Origin of the sequence: Pseudomonas sp. RIT411 (assembly GCF_003057735.2) — a bacterium.
Taxonomy (GTDB): domain Bacteria; phylum Pseudomonadota; class Gammaproteobacteria; order Pseudomonadales; family Pseudomonadaceae; genus Chryseomonas; species Chryseomonas oryzihabitans.
The window spans coordinates 39,573-54,528 of the sequence record NZ_QBIZ02000008.1; the positions used below are offsets into that span (position 1 = coordinate 39,573).

15 protein-coding genes are annotated in these 14,956 nt (G+C 67.6%); 5 read left to right on the forward strand and 10 right to left on the reverse strand.

Annotation, left to right across the window (positions count from 1 at the left end; all coding sequences use genetic code 11):
- Window positions 1–122: 122 nt before the first annotated feature.
- The 6 genes from DBY63_RS13350 to DBY63_RS13375 all read right to left on the reverse strand — a co-directional run bounded on the left by DBY63_RS13350 (window position 123) and on the right by DBY63_RS13375 (window position 5,596).
- Window positions 123–1,367, reverse strand: a complete 1,245-nt coding sequence (locus tag DBY63_RS13350; protein ID WP_108582284.1) for a hypothetical protein — start codon at window positions 1,365–1,367, stop codon at window positions 123–125.
- 177 nt (window positions 1,368–1,544) lie between these two features.
- Window positions 1,545–2,720, reverse strand: coding sequence for a chromate efflux transporter (gene chrA / locus DBY63_RS13355; protein WP_108582285.1), 1,176 nt, complete (start codon window positions 2,718–2,720; stop codon window positions 1,545–1,547).
- Between the two features lie 11 nt (window positions 2,721–2,731).
- Entirely contained in the window at window positions 2,732–3,157 is a 426-nt protein-coding gene (arsC, locus tag DBY63_RS13360; protein WP_108582286.1) for an arsenate reductase (glutaredoxin), read from the reverse strand.
- Window positions 3,154–4,239 carry an ACR3 family arsenite efflux transporter gene (gene arsB, locus DBY63_RS13365; protein ID WP_256594391.1) on the reverse strand — a complete coding sequence of 362 codons (1,086 nt, stop codon included), beginning with the start codon at window positions 4,237–4,239 and terminating at the stop codon, window positions 3,154–3,156. The genes arsC and arsB overlap by 4 nt, the downstream gene beginning before the upstream one ends.
- Window positions 4,240–4,279: 40 nt before the next feature.
- Entirely contained in the window at window positions 4,280–4,603 is a 324-nt protein-coding gene (locus DBY63_RS13370; RefSeq protein WP_027598283.1) for a metalloregulator ArsR/SmtB family transcription factor, read from the reverse strand.
- Window positions 4,604–4,672: 69 nt separating this feature from the next.
- A complete protein-coding gene (locus DBY63_RS13375) occupies window positions 4,673–5,596 on the reverse strand; it encodes a LysR family transcriptional regulator (protein WP_108582287.1) in 924 nt (307 codons plus the stop codon).
- A 65-nt stretch (window positions 5,597–5,661) separates the two neighbouring features.
- Here DBY63_RS13375 and DBY63_RS13380 point away from each other — a divergent pair, with 65 nt between their 5' ends.
- Both DBY63_RS13380 and DBY63_RS13385 read left to right on the forward strand, forming a co-directional pair.
- On the forward strand, window positions 5,662–6,195 hold the full coding sequence (locus tag DBY63_RS13380) for a GNAT family N-acetyltransferase (protein WP_108582288.1): 534 nt from the start codon (window positions 5,662–5,664) through the stop codon (window positions 6,193–6,195).
- Window positions 6,195–7,355 (forward strand): MFS transporter, encoded by a 1,161-nt coding sequence (locus DBY63_RS13385; RefSeq protein ID WP_108582289.1) that lies wholly within the window; start codon window positions 6,195–6,197, stop codon window positions 7,353–7,355. Before DBY63_RS13380 ends, DBY63_RS13385 begins: the two co-directional genes overlap by 1 nt.
- Window positions 7,356–7,365: 10 nt before the next feature.
- Here DBY63_RS13385 and DBY63_RS13390 read toward each other — a convergent pair whose 3' ends face one another.
- Window positions 7,366–8,679, reverse strand: a complete 1,314-nt coding sequence (locus DBY63_RS13390) for a PAS domain-containing methyl-accepting chemotaxis protein (protein WP_027601538.1) — start codon at window positions 8,677–8,679, stop codon at window positions 7,366–7,368.
- A 101-nt stretch (window positions 8,680–8,780) separates the two neighbouring features.
- Window positions 8,781–9,230 carry a manganese-binding transcriptional regulator MntR gene (gene mntR, locus DBY63_RS13395; protein WP_027598278.1) on the reverse strand — a complete coding sequence of 150 codons (450 nt, stop codon included), beginning with the start codon at window positions 9,228–9,230 and terminating at the stop codon, window positions 8,781–8,783.
- Between the two features lie 218 nt (window positions 9,231–9,448).
- On the opposite strand from mntR, the gene DBY63_RS13400 reads away from it, so the two are divergent.
- Together DBY63_RS13400 and DBY63_RS13405 are read left to right on the forward strand one after the other, a co-directional pair.
- On the forward strand, window positions 9,449–10,795 hold the full coding sequence (locus DBY63_RS13400) for an Nramp family divalent metal transporter (protein ID WP_027598277.1): 1,347 nt from the start codon (window positions 9,449–9,451) through the stop codon (window positions 10,793–10,795).
- Window positions 10,796–10,920: 125 nt separating this feature from the next.
- Entirely contained in the window at window positions 10,921–11,934 is a 1,014-nt protein-coding gene (locus DBY63_RS13405) for a hypothetical protein (RefSeq protein ID WP_108582290.1), read from the forward strand.
- A gap of 96 nt (window positions 11,935–12,030) precedes the next feature.
- On the opposite strand, the gene DBY63_RS13410 is transcribed toward DBY63_RS13405, so the two are convergent.
- Complete coding sequence (locus DBY63_RS13410; RefSeq protein ID WP_108582291.1) at window positions 12,031–12,588, reverse strand: TetR/AcrR family transcriptional regulator; 558 nt, start codon at window positions 12,586–12,588, stop codon at window positions 12,031–12,033.
- Between the two features lie 95 nt (window positions 12,589–12,683).
- Between DBY63_RS13410 and DBY63_RS13415 the strand changes: the two genes are divergently transcribed.
- Complete coding sequence (locus DBY63_RS13415) at window positions 12,684–13,865, forward strand: MFS transporter (protein WP_027601540.1); 1,182 nt, start codon at window positions 12,684–12,686, stop codon at window positions 13,863–13,865.
- A 139-nt stretch (window positions 13,866–14,004) separates the two neighbouring features.
- Here DBY63_RS13415 and DBY63_RS13420 read toward each other — a convergent pair whose 3' ends face one another.
- Complete coding sequence (locus tag DBY63_RS13420) at window positions 14,005–14,943, reverse strand: DNA/RNA non-specific endonuclease (protein ID WP_108582292.1); 939 nt, start codon at window positions 14,941–14,943, stop codon at window positions 14,005–14,007.
- Window positions 14,944–14,956 lie beyond the last annotated feature (13 nt).

Below are 14,956 nucleotides of genomic sequence, written 5' to 3' on the forward strand. Positions count from 1 at the left end.
GCACGCGGGGTGGGTGTGGTTAGACAGACCCCGGATGCGTCCGGCTAGTGCCCCTGAGAGGTCAGGGCTGGGAACCAGCGCTCGCTGCCCTGCCTGTGGAAGGGGCAGGGCAGCGTAGGGGATCAGCCCCAGTTGCCGATGCCGCGCTCGCCGGCGGCGACGGTGGAGGCCACGTCGGTGAGGTCGTGCGTACCCACCAGCTGGATCAGCGAGTCCGAGGCATCAATCTGGCCGCGGTCGCTGCCGTCATGGAAGACGTAGGTGTCCTTGCCATAGTGGAAGACCGCGGCGTGCACGTCGCCGGTGGTGGTCTGGACCACCTGCTGCAGGGCGGCATAGAGGCTGGTCGCGCCCTTGAGGGTGGCGTCCGCCACGGTGGTGACCGCCGCATCGACGAACAGCGAGGAGCCGAAAACGATCTGGTCGTCCTTGGCGTTGTAGTCGGTCACGGTCACGTGATTGGCCGCCAGGGAGCGGTTGGCGGTGGCGCTGCTGGAACCGTCGAAGTTGACCAGGCTGGAGGTGAGCAGGCTGAGGGTGTCTCGGCCTTCACCCAGGGTGACGGTGGCGCCATGGCCATAGTTGCCGCGTACGGTGGCGTTGTGGGCAGCCACCCCTTCGGTGAACAGCAGGTCGACAAAATCGTTGCCGGCACCGGCCTTGATGACGATGTCGGCCTGCTGGATATGGGCGCCGATCTGGTCGTTGCCGGCGCCGCTGTCGACGCTAAGGGTCTTGACCCGGCAGTTGCTCAGGGCGGCCACGCTGTCGAGTTCCGGCGCGGCGATGGTGCTGACCTGAATCAGGTCGTTGCCGCTGCCGGTGGTCACGCTCTTGAGGAAGGCGCTCTGGCTGGAATAGAGGTGATCCAGGCCGTGCTCGTAGCCATTGAGGAAGTCGATCGACAGGCCGGCGGTGGACTTGGAGCCGTCGAAGGTCTGCAGGCCGTCGAAGTTGTTGAGGGTGATGATGTCGCCTTCGTGGAACTGGTTGTCAGCGGTGTCGGTGAGGCTGACGGTGAGCTTGGTGATGCTCGAATCCAGGGTGCCGTCGCTGGCGGTGGCGCCGCGGGTATGGCCGTCGAGGCGCGTCAGCTGGCCTTCCCAGTGACCGGTCAGGGTCAGTTCGTTCAGGGTCGAGCCGGCCGCGTAGTGGGGGCCCTTGGCATCGAAGGTCTTGGCGAAGCCAACGTATTCGGGCGCGGTATTGATGTCGAGGGTCAGCCGCGGCTGGCTCTGGAAGGCGTAGTAGGTGACGCCGTCAGAGATGCCGGCCGGCTTGGCGGGGGCGGCGGTCAGCGGCGCCTTGGTGGTGGCGGCAGCGGTGAACAGGGGAGCGGGGGTGTCCAGGGGGTTCTTGTAGGTCATTGCGGTCATCCTTAATGCAGGTCAGGCCTTGCGCTCGCTGGACACGTTCTCGCGCAGGGCAAGACGTTTCACACAGCGGAACGTCACGCCGACAGTGCCTAGCTTTCCACGGACCTACAGCGAACCACGCCGCAATTTCATCGGGCCACTAGTGGGATGCCGCTAAACGGTAGTGCGCTAAAAGTTCAATAGACAGACGATTAAGGCGACCAGCAGCGCGATCAGCACCGGTGACCAGCGGGTGCGCAGGAGTAGCGCCAGGGCCAGGGCGGCCAGGACGACATCCGTCAGGCTGCGGATCGCCCCCGTCCACACCGGATCGTAGAGCGCCGCGAGCAGCAGACCGACGACTCCGGCGTTGAGTCCGGTCAGCAGGCGTTGCCAGCCGGGGTGCTGGCGCAGTGACTGCCAGAACGGCAGGGCCGCGAGCAGCAGCAGGGCGCCGGGCAGAAAGATCAGCAGGGTCCAGAGCAGGCCATTGAGCCAGGCGGGCAGGGCCGCGGGTACCAGGATCCCCAGGTAGGCGGCAAAGGTGAACAGCGGGCCGGGCACCGCCTGGGCCAGGCCATAGCCGGCCATGACCTGGCTATCACTGACCAGGCCGCTGGGCACCACCACCGCCTGCAGCAGCGGCAGCACCACATGGCCGCCGCCGAACACCAGGGCGCCGGCGCGATAGACACCCGCGGCCAGGTTGTCCCAGACGGGTAAGAGCAGCAGCGGCAGCAGGAACAGCAGCAGTGCGACGACACCCAGGCGCCGGGAGAGTCCCGTTTGCAGGCTCGGGGCCGGCGGCGTGGCGGCGGGCGCCAGGGCCAGGCGTCCGACCAGGGCGGCCAGACCCAGGCCCAGCAGCTGGCCCACCGAACCGGGCAGCCAGAGCGCCAGGCCGGCGGCGACCAGCGCCAGGATGCGGCGCGAGGTATCCGGGCAGAGGCTGCGGCCCATGCTCCAGACCGCCTGGGCCACCACCGCCACGGCAAAGACCTTGAGCCCATGCACCGCGCCCGAGTCGGCCAATCCCGGAAAGTGGGCGAGGCCCAGGGCGAACAGGATCAGCAGCAGGGCGGAGGGCAGGGTGAAACCCAGCCAGGCCGCCAGCAGACCCCAGCTACCGGCGCGCCCCAGGCCCAGGGCCATGCCGACCTGGCTGCTGGTCGGGCCGGGCAGCAGCTGGCAGAGCGCGACCAGCTCGGCATAGGCGGCTTCGTCCAGCCACTGGCGCCGCGTGACGAAGGCCTGGCGGAAGTAGCCGAGGTGGGCGATGGGGCCGCCAAAGCTGGTGCAGCCCAGGCGCAGGAAGATCAGCAAGACCTGCCAGGCGCTGTCCTTATCGCGGGCGATGTCGCGCATGGGGGCCCCGATCAGCCGCGCGGCGCCGCAGAGAGAACCACTACCTCGCCATCCTCCTTGACGAAGGGACCGCGCTGCGGCTCGGGCAGGATCTCCAGTACCCGTTCCGAGGGCCGGCAGAGGCGGGTACCTAGGGGGGTCACCACGATGGGTCGATTGATCAGCAGGGGATGCTGCAGCATGGCGGCGATCAGGGCCGCGTCATCCAGCTGCGGATCGTCCAGGCCCAGCTCGGCGTAGGGCGTACCCTTCTGGCGCAGCAGCTCGCGCACCGGCATGCCCAGGTCGGCGATCAGCCGCTCCAGCTGCGCCTGGTCGGGCGGTGTTTCCAGGTAGTGGATGACCGTCGGCTCGACGCCGCTGTTGCGAATCAGGCCCAGCACGTTGCGCGAGGTGCCGCAGGCGGGGTTGTGGTAGATCGTGATGGTGCTGGTCATGGACGGTCTCGACGGTGGGAAGCGGCACCCCGTTCGTACCAGCCACGCGAGCCGTTCACCAGGCGCACGACCAGCAGCATCAGCGGTACCTCGATCAGGACGCCCACCACGGTAGCCAGGGCGGCGCCCGAGTGGAAGCCGAACAGGCTGATGGCAGCGGCCACCGCCAGTTCGAAGAAGTTGCTGGCGCCGATCAGCGCCGAGGGACAGGCCACGCTGTGGCTCTCGCCCACCAGACGATTCAGCCAGTAGGCCAGGGCCGAATTGAACAGCACCTGGATCAGGATGGGCACGGCGAGCAGGGCGATCACCAGCGGCTGCGCCAGGATGGCCTCGCCCTGGAAGGCGAACAGCAGCACCAGGGTGGCCAGCAGGGCGGCCATCGAGAGAGGGCCCAGACGGGCCAGGGTGCGGTCGAAGGCGGCCTGACCCTGGCGCAGCAGCGCCCGCCGCCAGAGCTGGGCGAGGATCACCGGCAGCACCAGGTAGAGGACCACCGAGAGCAGCAGCGTGGCCCAGGGCACCGTGATCGACGACAGGCCCAGCAACAGGCCGACGATGGGGGCGAAGGCGAAGATCATCAGGGTGTCGTTCAGCGCGACCTGGGACAGGGTGAACAGCGGATCGCCCTGGGTGAGTCGACTCCAGACGAAGACCATGGCGGTGCAGGGCGCCGCTGCCAGCAGGATGAGCCCGGCGATGTAGCTGTCCAACTGCTCCGTCGGCAGCCAGGGCGCGAAGAGCACGCGAATGAACAGCCAGGCGAGCAGCGCCATGGAGAAGGGCTTGACCGCCCAGTTGACGAACAGGGTGACGCCGATCCCGCGCCAGTGCTGGCGCACCTGGCCGAGGGCGCTGAAATCCACCTTGAGCAGCATAGGTACGATCATGACCCAGATCAGCAGGCCGACCGGCAGATTGACCTGGGCCACCTCGATCCGGCCGATAGCGCGGAACAGGCCCGGAGCCAGCTGGCCAAGGGCGATGCCGGCGAGGATGCAGAGCGCGACCCAGAGGCTGAGGTAACGCTCGAAGGTGTTCATGGCGGGTGCTGCCGGGGGGCAGGCGGGGGGACTGTGCATGGCGGGCCTGGTCTTGTGGTTGGCGGTGGAGGGACGGAGGTCAGCAGGAGCAGCGCGGCGGTGCGCTGACCGCGCAGTCGCTGCCGGCGCAACAGTGCTCGGTCAGGTAGCCGAGCAGGGCATTCATCTGGTCATAGGCTGCGCGATAGATGAGATTGCGGCCCTGCTGTTCCACCGAAACCAGACCGGCATTGGCCAGCTCCTTGAGGTGGAAGGAGAGGTTGCTGCGGGCTACCTCGAGCTGATCGGCCAACTGGCTGGGGGTAAGGCCGGTCGTGCCGGCGACCACCAGGGCACGAAAGACCTTCAGGCGCTGGGCGTGGGCGAGGGCGGCAAGGGCGGAAACGGCAAGCTCTTCATTCATGGTTCAATAATACAAGGATCGTTGAATCATTGAATGATAGGGCGTGGTGGGCGTCTGGTCGAGCCTCTATCAGCGGCGCAGCTGTCGTAACGCTTCCAGTACCTGCTGCAGCGGGCGACCCAGGGGTTTGTCGCGGCGCAGCACCAGGGCCAGGGTGCGGGTCAGGGGCGGTGCCAGCGGCTGCACTCTTAGTCCGTGGCGATGGTGCTCGGTGGCCACGGCGATGCCGGGCACCAGGCTGTAGCCGAGGCCGGCGGCCACCAGTTCCTTGAGCGCCTCGATGCTGCCCAGCTCCATCACCGGGCGGCTGGCCTGGCCGGCGCGACGAAACCAGTCGTCGATCAGCAGCCGGGTGCTGCTGCCGGTCTCAAAGGCTAGCAGCGGCGTCTCGGCCAGGTCTGCCGGGGCCAGCGCACCCGTTGGTAACGAACCTGCAGGCGGGAGCAGGGCGACGAAGGCATCCTCCAGCAGGGGTTCCACCTGCAGGTTGCGACCGCTGGCGGGCAGGGTGACCAGGCCCAGGTCGAGGCGGTTGTCTTCCACCGCCCGCAGGACGTCCAGGGTGTTGCCGGTGCTGACCCGCACATCCAGCTGCGGAAAGCGCTGGCGCAACTGGCCCAGCAGCGGCGGCAGGAGGTGGATGCAGGCGGTGGCGCCGGTGCCGATGGCGACCCGGCCGGCGACCGTCTCGCCATGGCTGGCCAGGGCCTGCAGGGCCTGGTCCACCGCGGTCTGGATCCGTTCGGCGTGATCCAGCAGCAGACGGCCCGCGGCGGTGGGCTTGAGGCCGCGCCCCAGGCGCTCCAGCAGCTTGAGGCCCAGGCGCCGTTCCAGCTGGCGGATCTGCAGGCTGACCGCCGGCTGGCTCAGCCCCAGGCGATCGGCTGCGGCGGAAAAGCTGCCGGTAGCGACGACCTGGACGAAGGTCTCTAGCTGAGTGAGGTTGAGGTCGACCATGCCAAGGTTTCGCTTATACCAGTGATAACCGAGCATAGCTTTATCTTTGGCTGGCCGTCCCGGCATGATCGCCCTATCGATCCCGTGAATGGACCTCTCCCGTGAACACCGCTCTGCTGTTGCGCGATGCCACCCCTGCCGATCTGCCGGCCATCCAGGCCATCTATGCCCCGCATGTCCTGCATGGCTGCGCCAGCTTCGAGCTGGAACCGCCGGACCTCGCCGAGCTGGGACGCCGCCTGGCCGCGGTACGCCAGGCCGGACTGCCTTACCGGGTGGCCGAGCTGGAGGGCGAGGTGGTGGGCTATGCCTATGCGGTGCTCTATCGCCCGCGACTGGCCTATCGCCACACCGCGGAAGACTCGGTGTACGTGCGAGACGGCCTGGGCGGCCAGGGCATTGGCCGCCGCCTGCTGGAAGAGATCGTCGCGGCCTGCTCGGCGGCGGGTTTTCGCCAGCTGGTGGCGGTGATCGGCGACAGCGCCAACCAGGGCTCCATCGCCCTGCACCAGCGGCTGGGCTTTCGCACCGTCGGCACCTTCGAGGCGGTGGGCTTCAAGCACGGGCGCTGGGTGGACACGGTGCTGATGCAGCGCAGCCTGGGAGAGGGCGAGCGGACCCCGGGCACGCGCTGATGACGCCGATGCCGAGCGATCGCGCCATCTGGCAACTGGGGCTCATGCAGTTGCTGGCCTGGGGCCTGGCCTTCTATCTGCCCGGGGTCTATGGCCCGGCGATGGCCGCGGGGCTGGGCTGGGACGCGCGCTGGGTCTATGGCGGCTTTTCCCTGGCGATGCTGACCATGGGCCTGGTCTCGCCCTTCAGCGGCGCGGTGATCGAACGCCTGGGTGGCTGTCGCACCCTGCAACTCGGCCTGGTGCTCGATGCCCTGGGCTGCCTGGGCCTGGCCGCGGCCCAGTCGGCGCCGCTGTTCTACCTGGCCTGGGTGACCCTGGGCGTGGGCATGCGCCTGTCGCTGTACGACGCCGCCTTCGCCACCCTGGCGCGGCTGGCCGGCGAGCGGTCGCGGGCGGTGATGGTGCGCATCACCCTGCTCGGTGGATTGGCCTCGGCGGTGTTCTGGCCATTGGGACATTGGCTGCTGGAGGGGCTGGGCTGGCGCCTGGGGCTGGTGGTCTATGCCGGCATCGCCCTGGCCGGGCTGCTGTTGCTTCTGCCGCTGCCCAATGTACGGGGATGCCTGCCCAGTGCCGAGGTGCCCGTCGCGGCGGCGGGCGGCTCGCCACGCCTGGCCGGGGTACTGTTCGCCACCGGGATGGCCTTGATCGGCTTTCTTTCGGCGGGACTGTCGGCGCATCTGCCGGCACTGCTGGCCGAGCGTGGGGTGCCGGTGGGGGTGGCGGCGCTGTGGGGGATCGGCCAGGTCTGCGCGCGGCTGGCGGAACTGGCCTCCGGGCAGCGGCTTTCGGCGCGCCAGCTCAATCTGTTGCTGGGCCTGGGCCTGCCGCTGAGTTTCGCCCTGGCGCTGGCGAGCGAAGGCCACCTGGGCCTCACCGCCGGCTTCGTCTTTCTCTATGGCGCCCTCAACGGCCTGGTGGCGGTGCTGCGAGCCAGCCTGCCGCTGGAACTGTTCGACCGTGCGCTCTATGCGCGGCTGACCGGCAAGCTGCTGGCGCCGAGCTTTCTGCTCTCGGCGGCCGCGCCCTGGTGCTATGCCCTGGCGCGGGAAAGTTGGGGGGATCGTGGTCTGCTCGGGCTTTGCCTGCTGGTCAGCCTGGGCGTGACCCTGGCCGCGCTGGGGCTGCTCGGCCGGCGGCGTCCGGCGCCGGCCTGAGGCGGGCGCGCTAGTTCAGGCGGCGGGCGAACTGACCCACCGCACCCACCACGCGCTGGGCGCCGTCCTGGATCTCGGTGATGCGGGTACCGGCGGCATTGGCCAGTTGCAGGCCCTGTTCCGCCTGGTGCTTGCTCGCTGCCATGTTGGCGACCGCGGTCTGCGCCAGCTGCTGGTTCTGCTGCACCACGCCGACGATCTCCTCGGTGGCCTTGCTGGTGCGGCCGGCCAGTTGGCGGACCTCGTCGGCCACCACGGCGAAGCCCCGGCCCTGTTCACCGGCCCGCGCCGCTTCGATGGCGGCGTTGAGCGCCAGCAGGTTGGTCTGTTCGGCGATGCCGCTGATGGTCTTGACGATGGTGCTGATGACCAGCGACTGCTCGCCCAAGGCCTCGATGCCGTTGGAGGCGACCTGTAGCTCCTCGGCGATCTTGCGCATCACCGAGACGGTATTCTGCACCACCTCGGCACCCTGGCGGGCGCTTTCGTCGGTCTGCTGGGAGATGTCGAAGGCGACCTTGGCCGCCTCGGCCACCGCCTGTTCCTGTTCCACCTGCTCGGTGATCACGGTGGCGAATTTGACCACCTTGTACAGCTCGCCACGGGTGTTGAGCACCGGGTTGTAGGAGGCCTCCAGCCACACGGTACGGCCATGGCTGTCAAGGCGCTTGAAGCGACTGGCGATGAATTCGCCGCGATTCAGCCGCGCCCAGAACGCCTGGTATTCGGCGGAATTGGCTTCTTCGCTGGTGCAGAACTGCCGGTGGTGCTTGCCCTGGATCTGCTGCAGCGAATAGCCCATGCCCTGCAGGAAGCGGTCGTTGGCGGTGAGCACCTCGCCGGCCAGGTTGAATTCGATGACCGCGGTGGATCGCAGCAGGGCGTTGATCAGCCCGGAATGCTCGGTGGAGGTCTCGACCTGTTCGGTACGGTCGTTGCCGTAGCAGATGGTCTTGTGGATGCGGCCGTCGGCGTCGCGCAGCGGCTGCCAGGTGGCATAGAGCCAGGCTTCCTGGCCGTTGGCCCGCAGCAGGCGGTACATGCCGCTGGTCTGGTTGCCCTGGCTGAGCGCATTCTTGAGGTCGCGATAGCAGGGCAGTTGTTTGACGTATTCCGGAATGAAGGCATCCAGCGGACGTCCCACCACGTTCTCAGCGCGATAGCCCATTTCGCGGCAGAAGCGCTCGTTGACCCGCTCGATGTTGCCGCGGTCATCCACGGTAAGACTTAGCGCCTGGCTTTCGAAGCCGGCGTGCAGCTGACGCAATTCGGCGACCTCGGCGCGCAGTTGGGCGAGTTCGGTCTTGAGCGGGCGATTGAACATGGCAGGACACCAGGAAGAGTGAAAGTATGACTTCCACTACTTCGACGGTGCCAGGATTTTCTTAAGGGAAGCGCAGCGACTTTCGACTAAAGCCGCAGCCGTCAGGCCTGACGACTGGCGATAAAGCGCCGGAAGACTTCCAGGGTGGCCTCGCTGACATGGTGCTCCATGCCTTCGGCATCGCGCCGCGCGGTATCGGCGTCCACGCCCAGGGTCAGCAGGAAGGTCTCGACCACATGGTGGCGGGCGCGACTGGCTTCGGCCAGGGCTTCGCCCTCGGGGGTGAGGAAGACGCCGCGATAGGGGCGCTGCACGATCAGGCCGGCGGCGGCCAGGCGCTTGAGCATCTTGGCCACGGTCGGCTGGGCCACGCCGATGCGCGCGGCGATGTCGACCTGACGGGCTTCACCGCCGTCCCGGATGAGGTCGGAAATGAGCTCGACATAGTCTTCGATCAGCTCCTGACGATGCGCCTCGCGGACCTGTTGAAAACCTTCCATATGAATGGATGGATCGACCAACCGATTCAGCAGTTCGTCGTCCTTTGTCATGTTGCCCACCTGAATGACCTTCTCCGCAAAGACCTGAGGCGCGTCGAGAGGACGCGATCGGGCGCCATTTTGACCGAGTTGCGGGCGAATACCAAAGATTCCTTCGCCAATGGGCGTTATCGACGGATGAGATAGAGATTTTTTATTGCCGGATGTGTGAATTTTAGCCTAGGCTAAATTCTCCAAAGGGTAGTCCTACCTTGCCGCACGAGTCCGCCATGAAAGAATCCGCCAGCTACGTCGAGCCTGCCTGGCAGGAGCCTGCGCCGTCCGCCCGGCCCAGCCTTGGGCGGATGAATGCCAGCGTGCCGGTGCCCGAAGGCGGCAGCTGGTTGCGGCGGCTGCTGGCCTTTCTCGGCCCCGGCTACATGGTCTCGGTGGGCTACATGGATCCGGGCAACTGGGCCACGGACCTGGCCGGCGGCTCGCAATTCGGCTACCTGCTGCTGTCGGTGATCCTGCTCTCCAACCTCATGGCCATCCTGCTGCAGGCCCTGGCCGCACGGCTGGGCATCGCCACCGGGCTGGACCTGGCCCAGGCCTGCCGCGCGCGTTATTCGCGGCCGGTGAGCCTGCTGCTGTGGATCGCCTGCGAGATCGCCATCATCGCCTGCGACCTGGCCGAGGTGATCGGCACCGCCATCGCGCTGAATCTGCTGTTCGGCATCCCGCTGATGTGGGGCGCCATCCTCACGGCGCTGGACGTCTTTCTCATCCTGCTGCTGATGAATCGCGGCTTTCGCTGGCTGGAAGCCTTCGTCATCGCCCTGCTGACGCTGATCTTCGTCTGCTTCGGTGTGCAGATGGTGCTGGCCCAGCCGTCCATCGCCGCGATCGCCGACGGCTTCCTGCCCAAGGCGGAAATCGTCACCAATCCGGCTGCGCTCTACCTGGCCATCGGCATCATCGGCGCCACCGTGATGCCCCATAACCTCTATCTGCATTCGTCCATCGTGCAGACCCGCGCCTATCCGCGGACCGAGGAGGGGCGCCGGATGGGCCTGCGCTGGGCGGTGGCCGACAGCACCCTGGCGCTGATGCTGGCGCTGTTCGTCAACGCGGCCATCCTGATCACCGCCGCGGCGGTGTTCCACAGCGCCGGGCGCACCGACGTGGCCGAGATCCAGGACGCCTACCATCTGCTGTCGCCGATGCTGGGCGTGGGTATTGCCTCGCTGCTGTTCGCGGTGGCGCTGCTGGCCTCGGGCATCAATTCCACGGTCACCGCGACCCTGGCCGGCCAGATCGTCATGGAAGGCTTCCTGTCGCTGCGCATTCCCGACTGGGCGCGGCGGCTGATCACCCGCGGCATCGCCGTGATCCCGGTGGTGGTGGTGACCGGTCTCTATGGGGAAAGCGGCACGGCCAAGCTGCTGGTGCTGAGTCAGGTGGTGCTGTCCATGCAGCTGCCCTTCGCGGTGATCCCACTGGTGCGCTTCGTCTCGGATCGCCAGCTGATGGGTAGCTTCGTGATCGGTCGGCTCACACAGGTGCTGGCCTGGGCGATCGCCGGGCTGATCGTGGTGCTCAATGTGAAGCTGCTGGCCGATATCCTTCTTGGATAGCGGATAACTGAGGTCTGACGACCTTTGGTGGCTCTGGAATGCTGGTCTGGGAACTTCTAAAAGCGTGACGGTATCAATCCGTTACCACAATAAGTTCTTCCCATAACCACCCTGGAGCACTTGCCATGTCCTACGACGCCCGCCACACCCCAGCCTATGCGGCCACCACGGCTACCGCTACCGCACCGCTGCTGAAGCGTATTTCCTGGAGTTCGATCATCGCCGGCGTGGTCATCGCCCTGACCGTGTCGCTGCTGCTGAGCCTGCTCGGCACCGCCATCGGCTCGGCTTCCATCGATCCGCAGCAGGAAGCCAATCCGTTGTCCGGCCTGGGCAAGGGCACCGGTATCTGGGTCGGCGTCAGCGCCGTGGTGTCGGTCTTCGTCGGTGCCTGGATCGCCGGTCGCCTGGCCCAGCGCGAAGGCGCCCTGCACGGCATCCTGGTCTGGGCCAGCGTGACCCTGGTCAGCGTCTATCTGGTGTCCAGCGCCGTGAGCGGCGTGGTGCGTACCGGTCTGAACGTGACGGGCAGCGGTCTGTCGATGATCGGCAGCGGCCTGTCCCAGGCGGCACCGGCCCTGACCAACCAGGTTCAGGACCAACTGCGTCAGCAGGGCATCCAGCTCGACCTGGGTGATCTGCAGAACGAACTGGAAACCGCGCTGCGCCAGACCGGCAAGACCGAACTGCAGCCGGAGAATCTGAAGCAGCAGGCTCAGGGCGCCGAACAGGATGCCAAGAACACCGCCCAGAACAGCGCCAACAATCCGCAGCAGACCGATGACCAGCTGAGTGCCCTGCTGGATCGTCTGAAGCAGCGTGGCGACCAGGCCTGGAACGCCGCCGACCGTCAGGCGCTGGTCAACCTGATCAAGGCCCGCACCGGCAAGAGCGACGCCGAGGCCAACGCCATCGTCGACAAGGCCCAGCAGACCTACCAGCAGGCCTATGCCAAGTACCAGGAACTCAAGGCCCAGGCCGAGCAGAAGGCTCGCGAAGCGGCTGACGTGGCTGCCCGCAAGGTCTCCCAGGCCAGCTGGGTCCTGCTGATCAGCCTGGTGATCGGCGGCATCGTCGGTGCCATCGGTGGTGCCCTGGGTCGTCGTACCCAGCCGGCCAACAAGGTGGTTGCCGCCTAAGCGCAGCATCCAGCGGATCCCGCGGGATCCGCTGACCAAGCACGAGGCCCGGACTGGTGACAGTCCGGGCCTCGTCGTTCATGGATGATGCCTTGCCTAACGGTCTGGCCGCAGCGCCCGGGCGAGCAGCTGCCGGCACAGCGCCAGGTCAGGGCGCTCGGCGCCGAACAGGGTGCGATAGATCAGCGGGGCGACCAGGCCATCGAGCAGGACGTCCAGGGTCGGAGCCGGTTCGCCACGGCTGCGGGCGCGTTCGAGCAGCAGCTCCAGGCGTTCCCGGGTCGGCTCGGTACAGCGCACCGCGCAGCCCGGATCAGTGGCCGCCAGGGCGTCCCTGAGCATGGCCTGGCCGGGGGTGGAGGCGAGGTCGTCGACATAGTGTTCCAGCCAGCGTTCGAGATCGCCTCTCAGGCTGCCGGTGTCCTCGGGCGGCTGGTCCGGGCGCAGCCGCTGCAGGTCGACGTCGGCCAGGAGACTGGGCAGATTGCCCCAGCGACGATAGAGGGTCGAGGGCGTGACCCCGGCGCGCGCGGCGATCAGGGGGACGGTGAGGGCTTCCCGGGGCTGCTCCTGCAGGAGCGCCAGGACGGCCTCGTGGATGGCTTGCTGAACGCGGGCACTGCGGCCGCCGGGACGGGCTTGCTTGCTGGTCATGGTGACAGGATACCCGGCTCTTAACGCAAACGCATTGCTTTTGCTGCAGGAAGGGTTCAGGCTTTAAAGCAATTATTTAGCTTTAAGGTGCGGACATGTCTTCGCTGAACGGCTCCTCCTCTGCACGCCTGACGCTGCTGGGTTCAGTGCTGCTGACCTTCCTGGCCGCGTCCAGCGCGCCGACCCCCCTCTATGCCAGCTACCAGCAGGCCTGGGGCTTTTCCACCTTCTGGCTGACCTGGGTGTTCGCCGTCTATGCCTTCGCCCTGCTGGCCGCCCTGCTGGTAGGCGGGCGGCTGTCCGATCACCTGGGGCGGCGGCCGGTGATCCTGGCGGCGCTGCTGCTGGAGGCGGGTGCCATGCTGCTGTTCCACCAGGCGCATGACCTGGCGGATCTGGTGCTCGCCCGCGCCCTGCAGGGCCTGGCGACCGGGATCGCCACCAGTGCCCTGGGTGCGGCGCTGCTCGACGTGGATGCCGAGCGCGGTCCCTGGTTGAACAGCCTGACGCCGCTGCTTGGCATGGCGATCGGCGCGCTGGGCTGCGGCCTGCTGGTGGAATTCGCGCCGGCGCCGCTGCAACTGGTCTATCGGCTGTTCCTGGCGCTCTTTCTGCTGCAGGGCCTGGCGCTGCTGCGCCTGCCCGATAGCGGTCCGCGCCGACCGGGTCTGCTCGCCGCCTTGCGCCCCCAGCTGGCGGTGCCGCCCCAGGCCCGCGCCATGCTCTGGCGGGTCCTGCCGCTGGAGCTGGCGGTCTGGGCCGTGGGCGGCTTCTATCTGTCGCTGATGCCGGCGCTGGTCAAGGCGGCGACCGGTACGACGTCGATCCTGGTCGGTGGCGGCGTGGTGGCTGGCCTTACACTCACCGGTGCGGCCTGTCTGCATGGCTTGCGCCTCTGGCCGGCGGCGCGCCTGCTGCGCCTGGGGGCGAGCACCCTGGTGGCCGGTCCGGCGCTGCTCTGGCTGGCGGTGGCCAGCGGTCAGCTGGGACTCTTCGCCCTGGGCACCCTGGTGACCGGCGTCGGCTTCGGCAGCGGCTTTCTCGGCGCCACCCGCAGCCTGCTGCCGCTGGCGGAAGCGACCCAGCGCGCCGGGTTGCTGGCCGCCTTCTATGTGCTCAGCTACCTGGCGTTCTGCCTGCCGGCCCTGGCGGTCAGCGCCCTGGTGCCGCGGCTGGGCCTGACCGGTGCCGCCGAGCTCTATCTGGTCGGGGTGATCCTGCTGGCGCTGCTGGGGGTGCGCAATAGCCTGCCCCGTGCCTGCGTGCAGCCGGGATAGGCTTTGTCTGAAAAGTGCCTGCGCTCGGTCATGCTGCGTTAAAAATCCGTTCGGAATGCTCATTTACCATTCGTAAACTCCGCTTCCTCACGGATTTTTGCCTTGCCTGACCTTCGCTCGGCGACTTTACAGACAAGCCTTAGAGCAGGATGTCGGCAGGACCGAAAATGGCCCGCTCGACGGGGCTGCCGGTGACCCGCTCTTCATTGGAGAAGCCGTCGTGGTCGCGCAGCGGGCCGAAGTCGATGCCGGTCAGCTGCTCGATGCGCAGGACGCTGCACTGGTAGGTGCGCAGGCGACCGAAGGCGATGGAGAGCTCGTCCAGCTCGCGGCGCTGGTCGATGAGGTAGGCGCTGGCGGAGGGCTTGCCGTCGTCACCGAGAAAGGCCACCACCTTCCAGAAGGCTTCGGGGATCCGGGCGTCGCGATAGGCGCGGTCATCCGCACGCAGGACCGGGCCGCTGAAGACGCTGACCCGTGCCTGCCAGCGCTGGGTGTTGTCGAGAATGTAGTCCTCCAATTCCAACCAGGTCTTCTGGTTGAAGGCGGCCATCTGCGGCGCGCAGTTGGTGAAGTGGAAGGTGTCCTTATTGGCCTGGGCCGCGGCGGCGCCCCAGTTGGGATCCTGGCGCCGTACCAGATGGCCACGGTCGAGCAGGTTGTCGGCATAGAGCGCCTCGCCGAGCTGGGCCTCCAGCGGCACCCGGCCGTCGTAGGCCCAGGCGTCGCGACTGCGGGGCACCTCGACGGGCTGGTCGCCAGCGATATTGACCCCGACCCAGAGCGCCATTCGCCGGCTGCGCGAGAGGCTGACTGAGAAGTGGGTGTAGTCCAGGCGGTCGCCCGAGGCGGGCAGGGGATAGACATCGCCGGCCAGGGCCGCGCTCGGACGGGGCCAGGGGACCTGGAAGTCCCCAAGGAAATCGGCCTGGTAACCCTGGCGGTCGGCCAGGCTGGCGGCGGGGGTGATGCGCGGCTCGGCGCTTCTCAGACCGGCGGGTTGCGCCGGCAGCAGGGGACGCAGGTCGGCGAGGCGCGGACGATAGGCGAGATCGACGGCAAAGGGCTGGCTGGACATGGCGGCGCTCTGG

Bases quoted from the DNA above. Each gene is read 5' to 3' on its own strand.
- DBY63_RS13350 (WP_108582284.1), bottom strand. From the start codon at position 1,367: ATGACCTACAAGAACCCCCTGGACACCCCCGCTCCCCTGTTCACCGCT.
- chrA (WP_108582285.1), bottom strand. From the start codon at position 2,720: ATGCGCGACATCGCCCGCGATAAGGACAGCGCCTGGCAGGTCTTGCTG.
- arsC (WP_108582286.1), bottom strand. From the start codon at position 3,157: ATGACCAGCACCATCACGATCTACCACAACCCCGCCTGCGGCACCTCG.
- arsB (WP_256594391.1), bottom strand. From the start codon at position 4,239: ATGCACAGTCCCCCCGCCTGCCCCCCGGCAGCACCCGCCATGAACACC.
- DBY63_RS13370 (WP_027598283.1), bottom strand. From the start codon at position 4,603: ATGAATGAAGAGCTTGCCGTTTCCGCCCTTGCCGCCCTCGCCCACGCC.
- DBY63_RS13375 (WP_108582287.1), bottom strand. From the start codon at position 5,596: ATGCTCGGTTATCACTGGTATAAGCGAAACCTTGGCATGGTCGACCTC.
- DBY63_RS13385 (WP_108582289.1), top strand. From the start codon at position 6,195: ATGACGCCGATGCCGAGCGATCGCGCCATCTGGCAACTGGGGCTCATG.
- DBY63_RS13390 (WP_027601538.1), bottom strand. From the start codon at position 8,679: ATGTTCAATCGCCCGCTCAAGACCGAACTCGCCCAACTGCGCGCCGAG.
- mntR (WP_027598278.1), bottom strand. From the start codon at position 9,230: ATGACAAAGGACGACGAACTGCTGAATCGGTTGGTCGATCCATCCATT.
- DBY63_RS13400 (WP_027598277.1), top strand. From the start codon at position 9,449: ATGAAAGAATCCGCCAGCTACGTCGAGCCTGCCTGGCAGGAGCCTGCG.
- DBY63_RS13405 (WP_108582290.1), top strand. From the start codon at position 10,921: ATGTCCTACGACGCCCGCCACACCCCAGCCTATGCGGCCACCACGGCT.
- DBY63_RS13410 (WP_108582291.1), bottom strand. From the start codon at position 12,588: ATGACCAGCAAGCAAGCCCGTCCCGGCGGCCGCAGTGCCCGCGTTCAG.
- DBY63_RS13415 (WP_027601540.1), top strand. From the start codon at position 12,684: ATGTCTTCGCTGAACGGCTCCTCCTCTGCACGCCTGACGCTGCTGGGT.
- DBY63_RS13420 (WP_108582292.1), bottom strand. From the start codon at position 14,943: ATGTCCAGCCAGCCCTTTGCCGTCGATCTCGCCTATCGTCCGCGCCTC.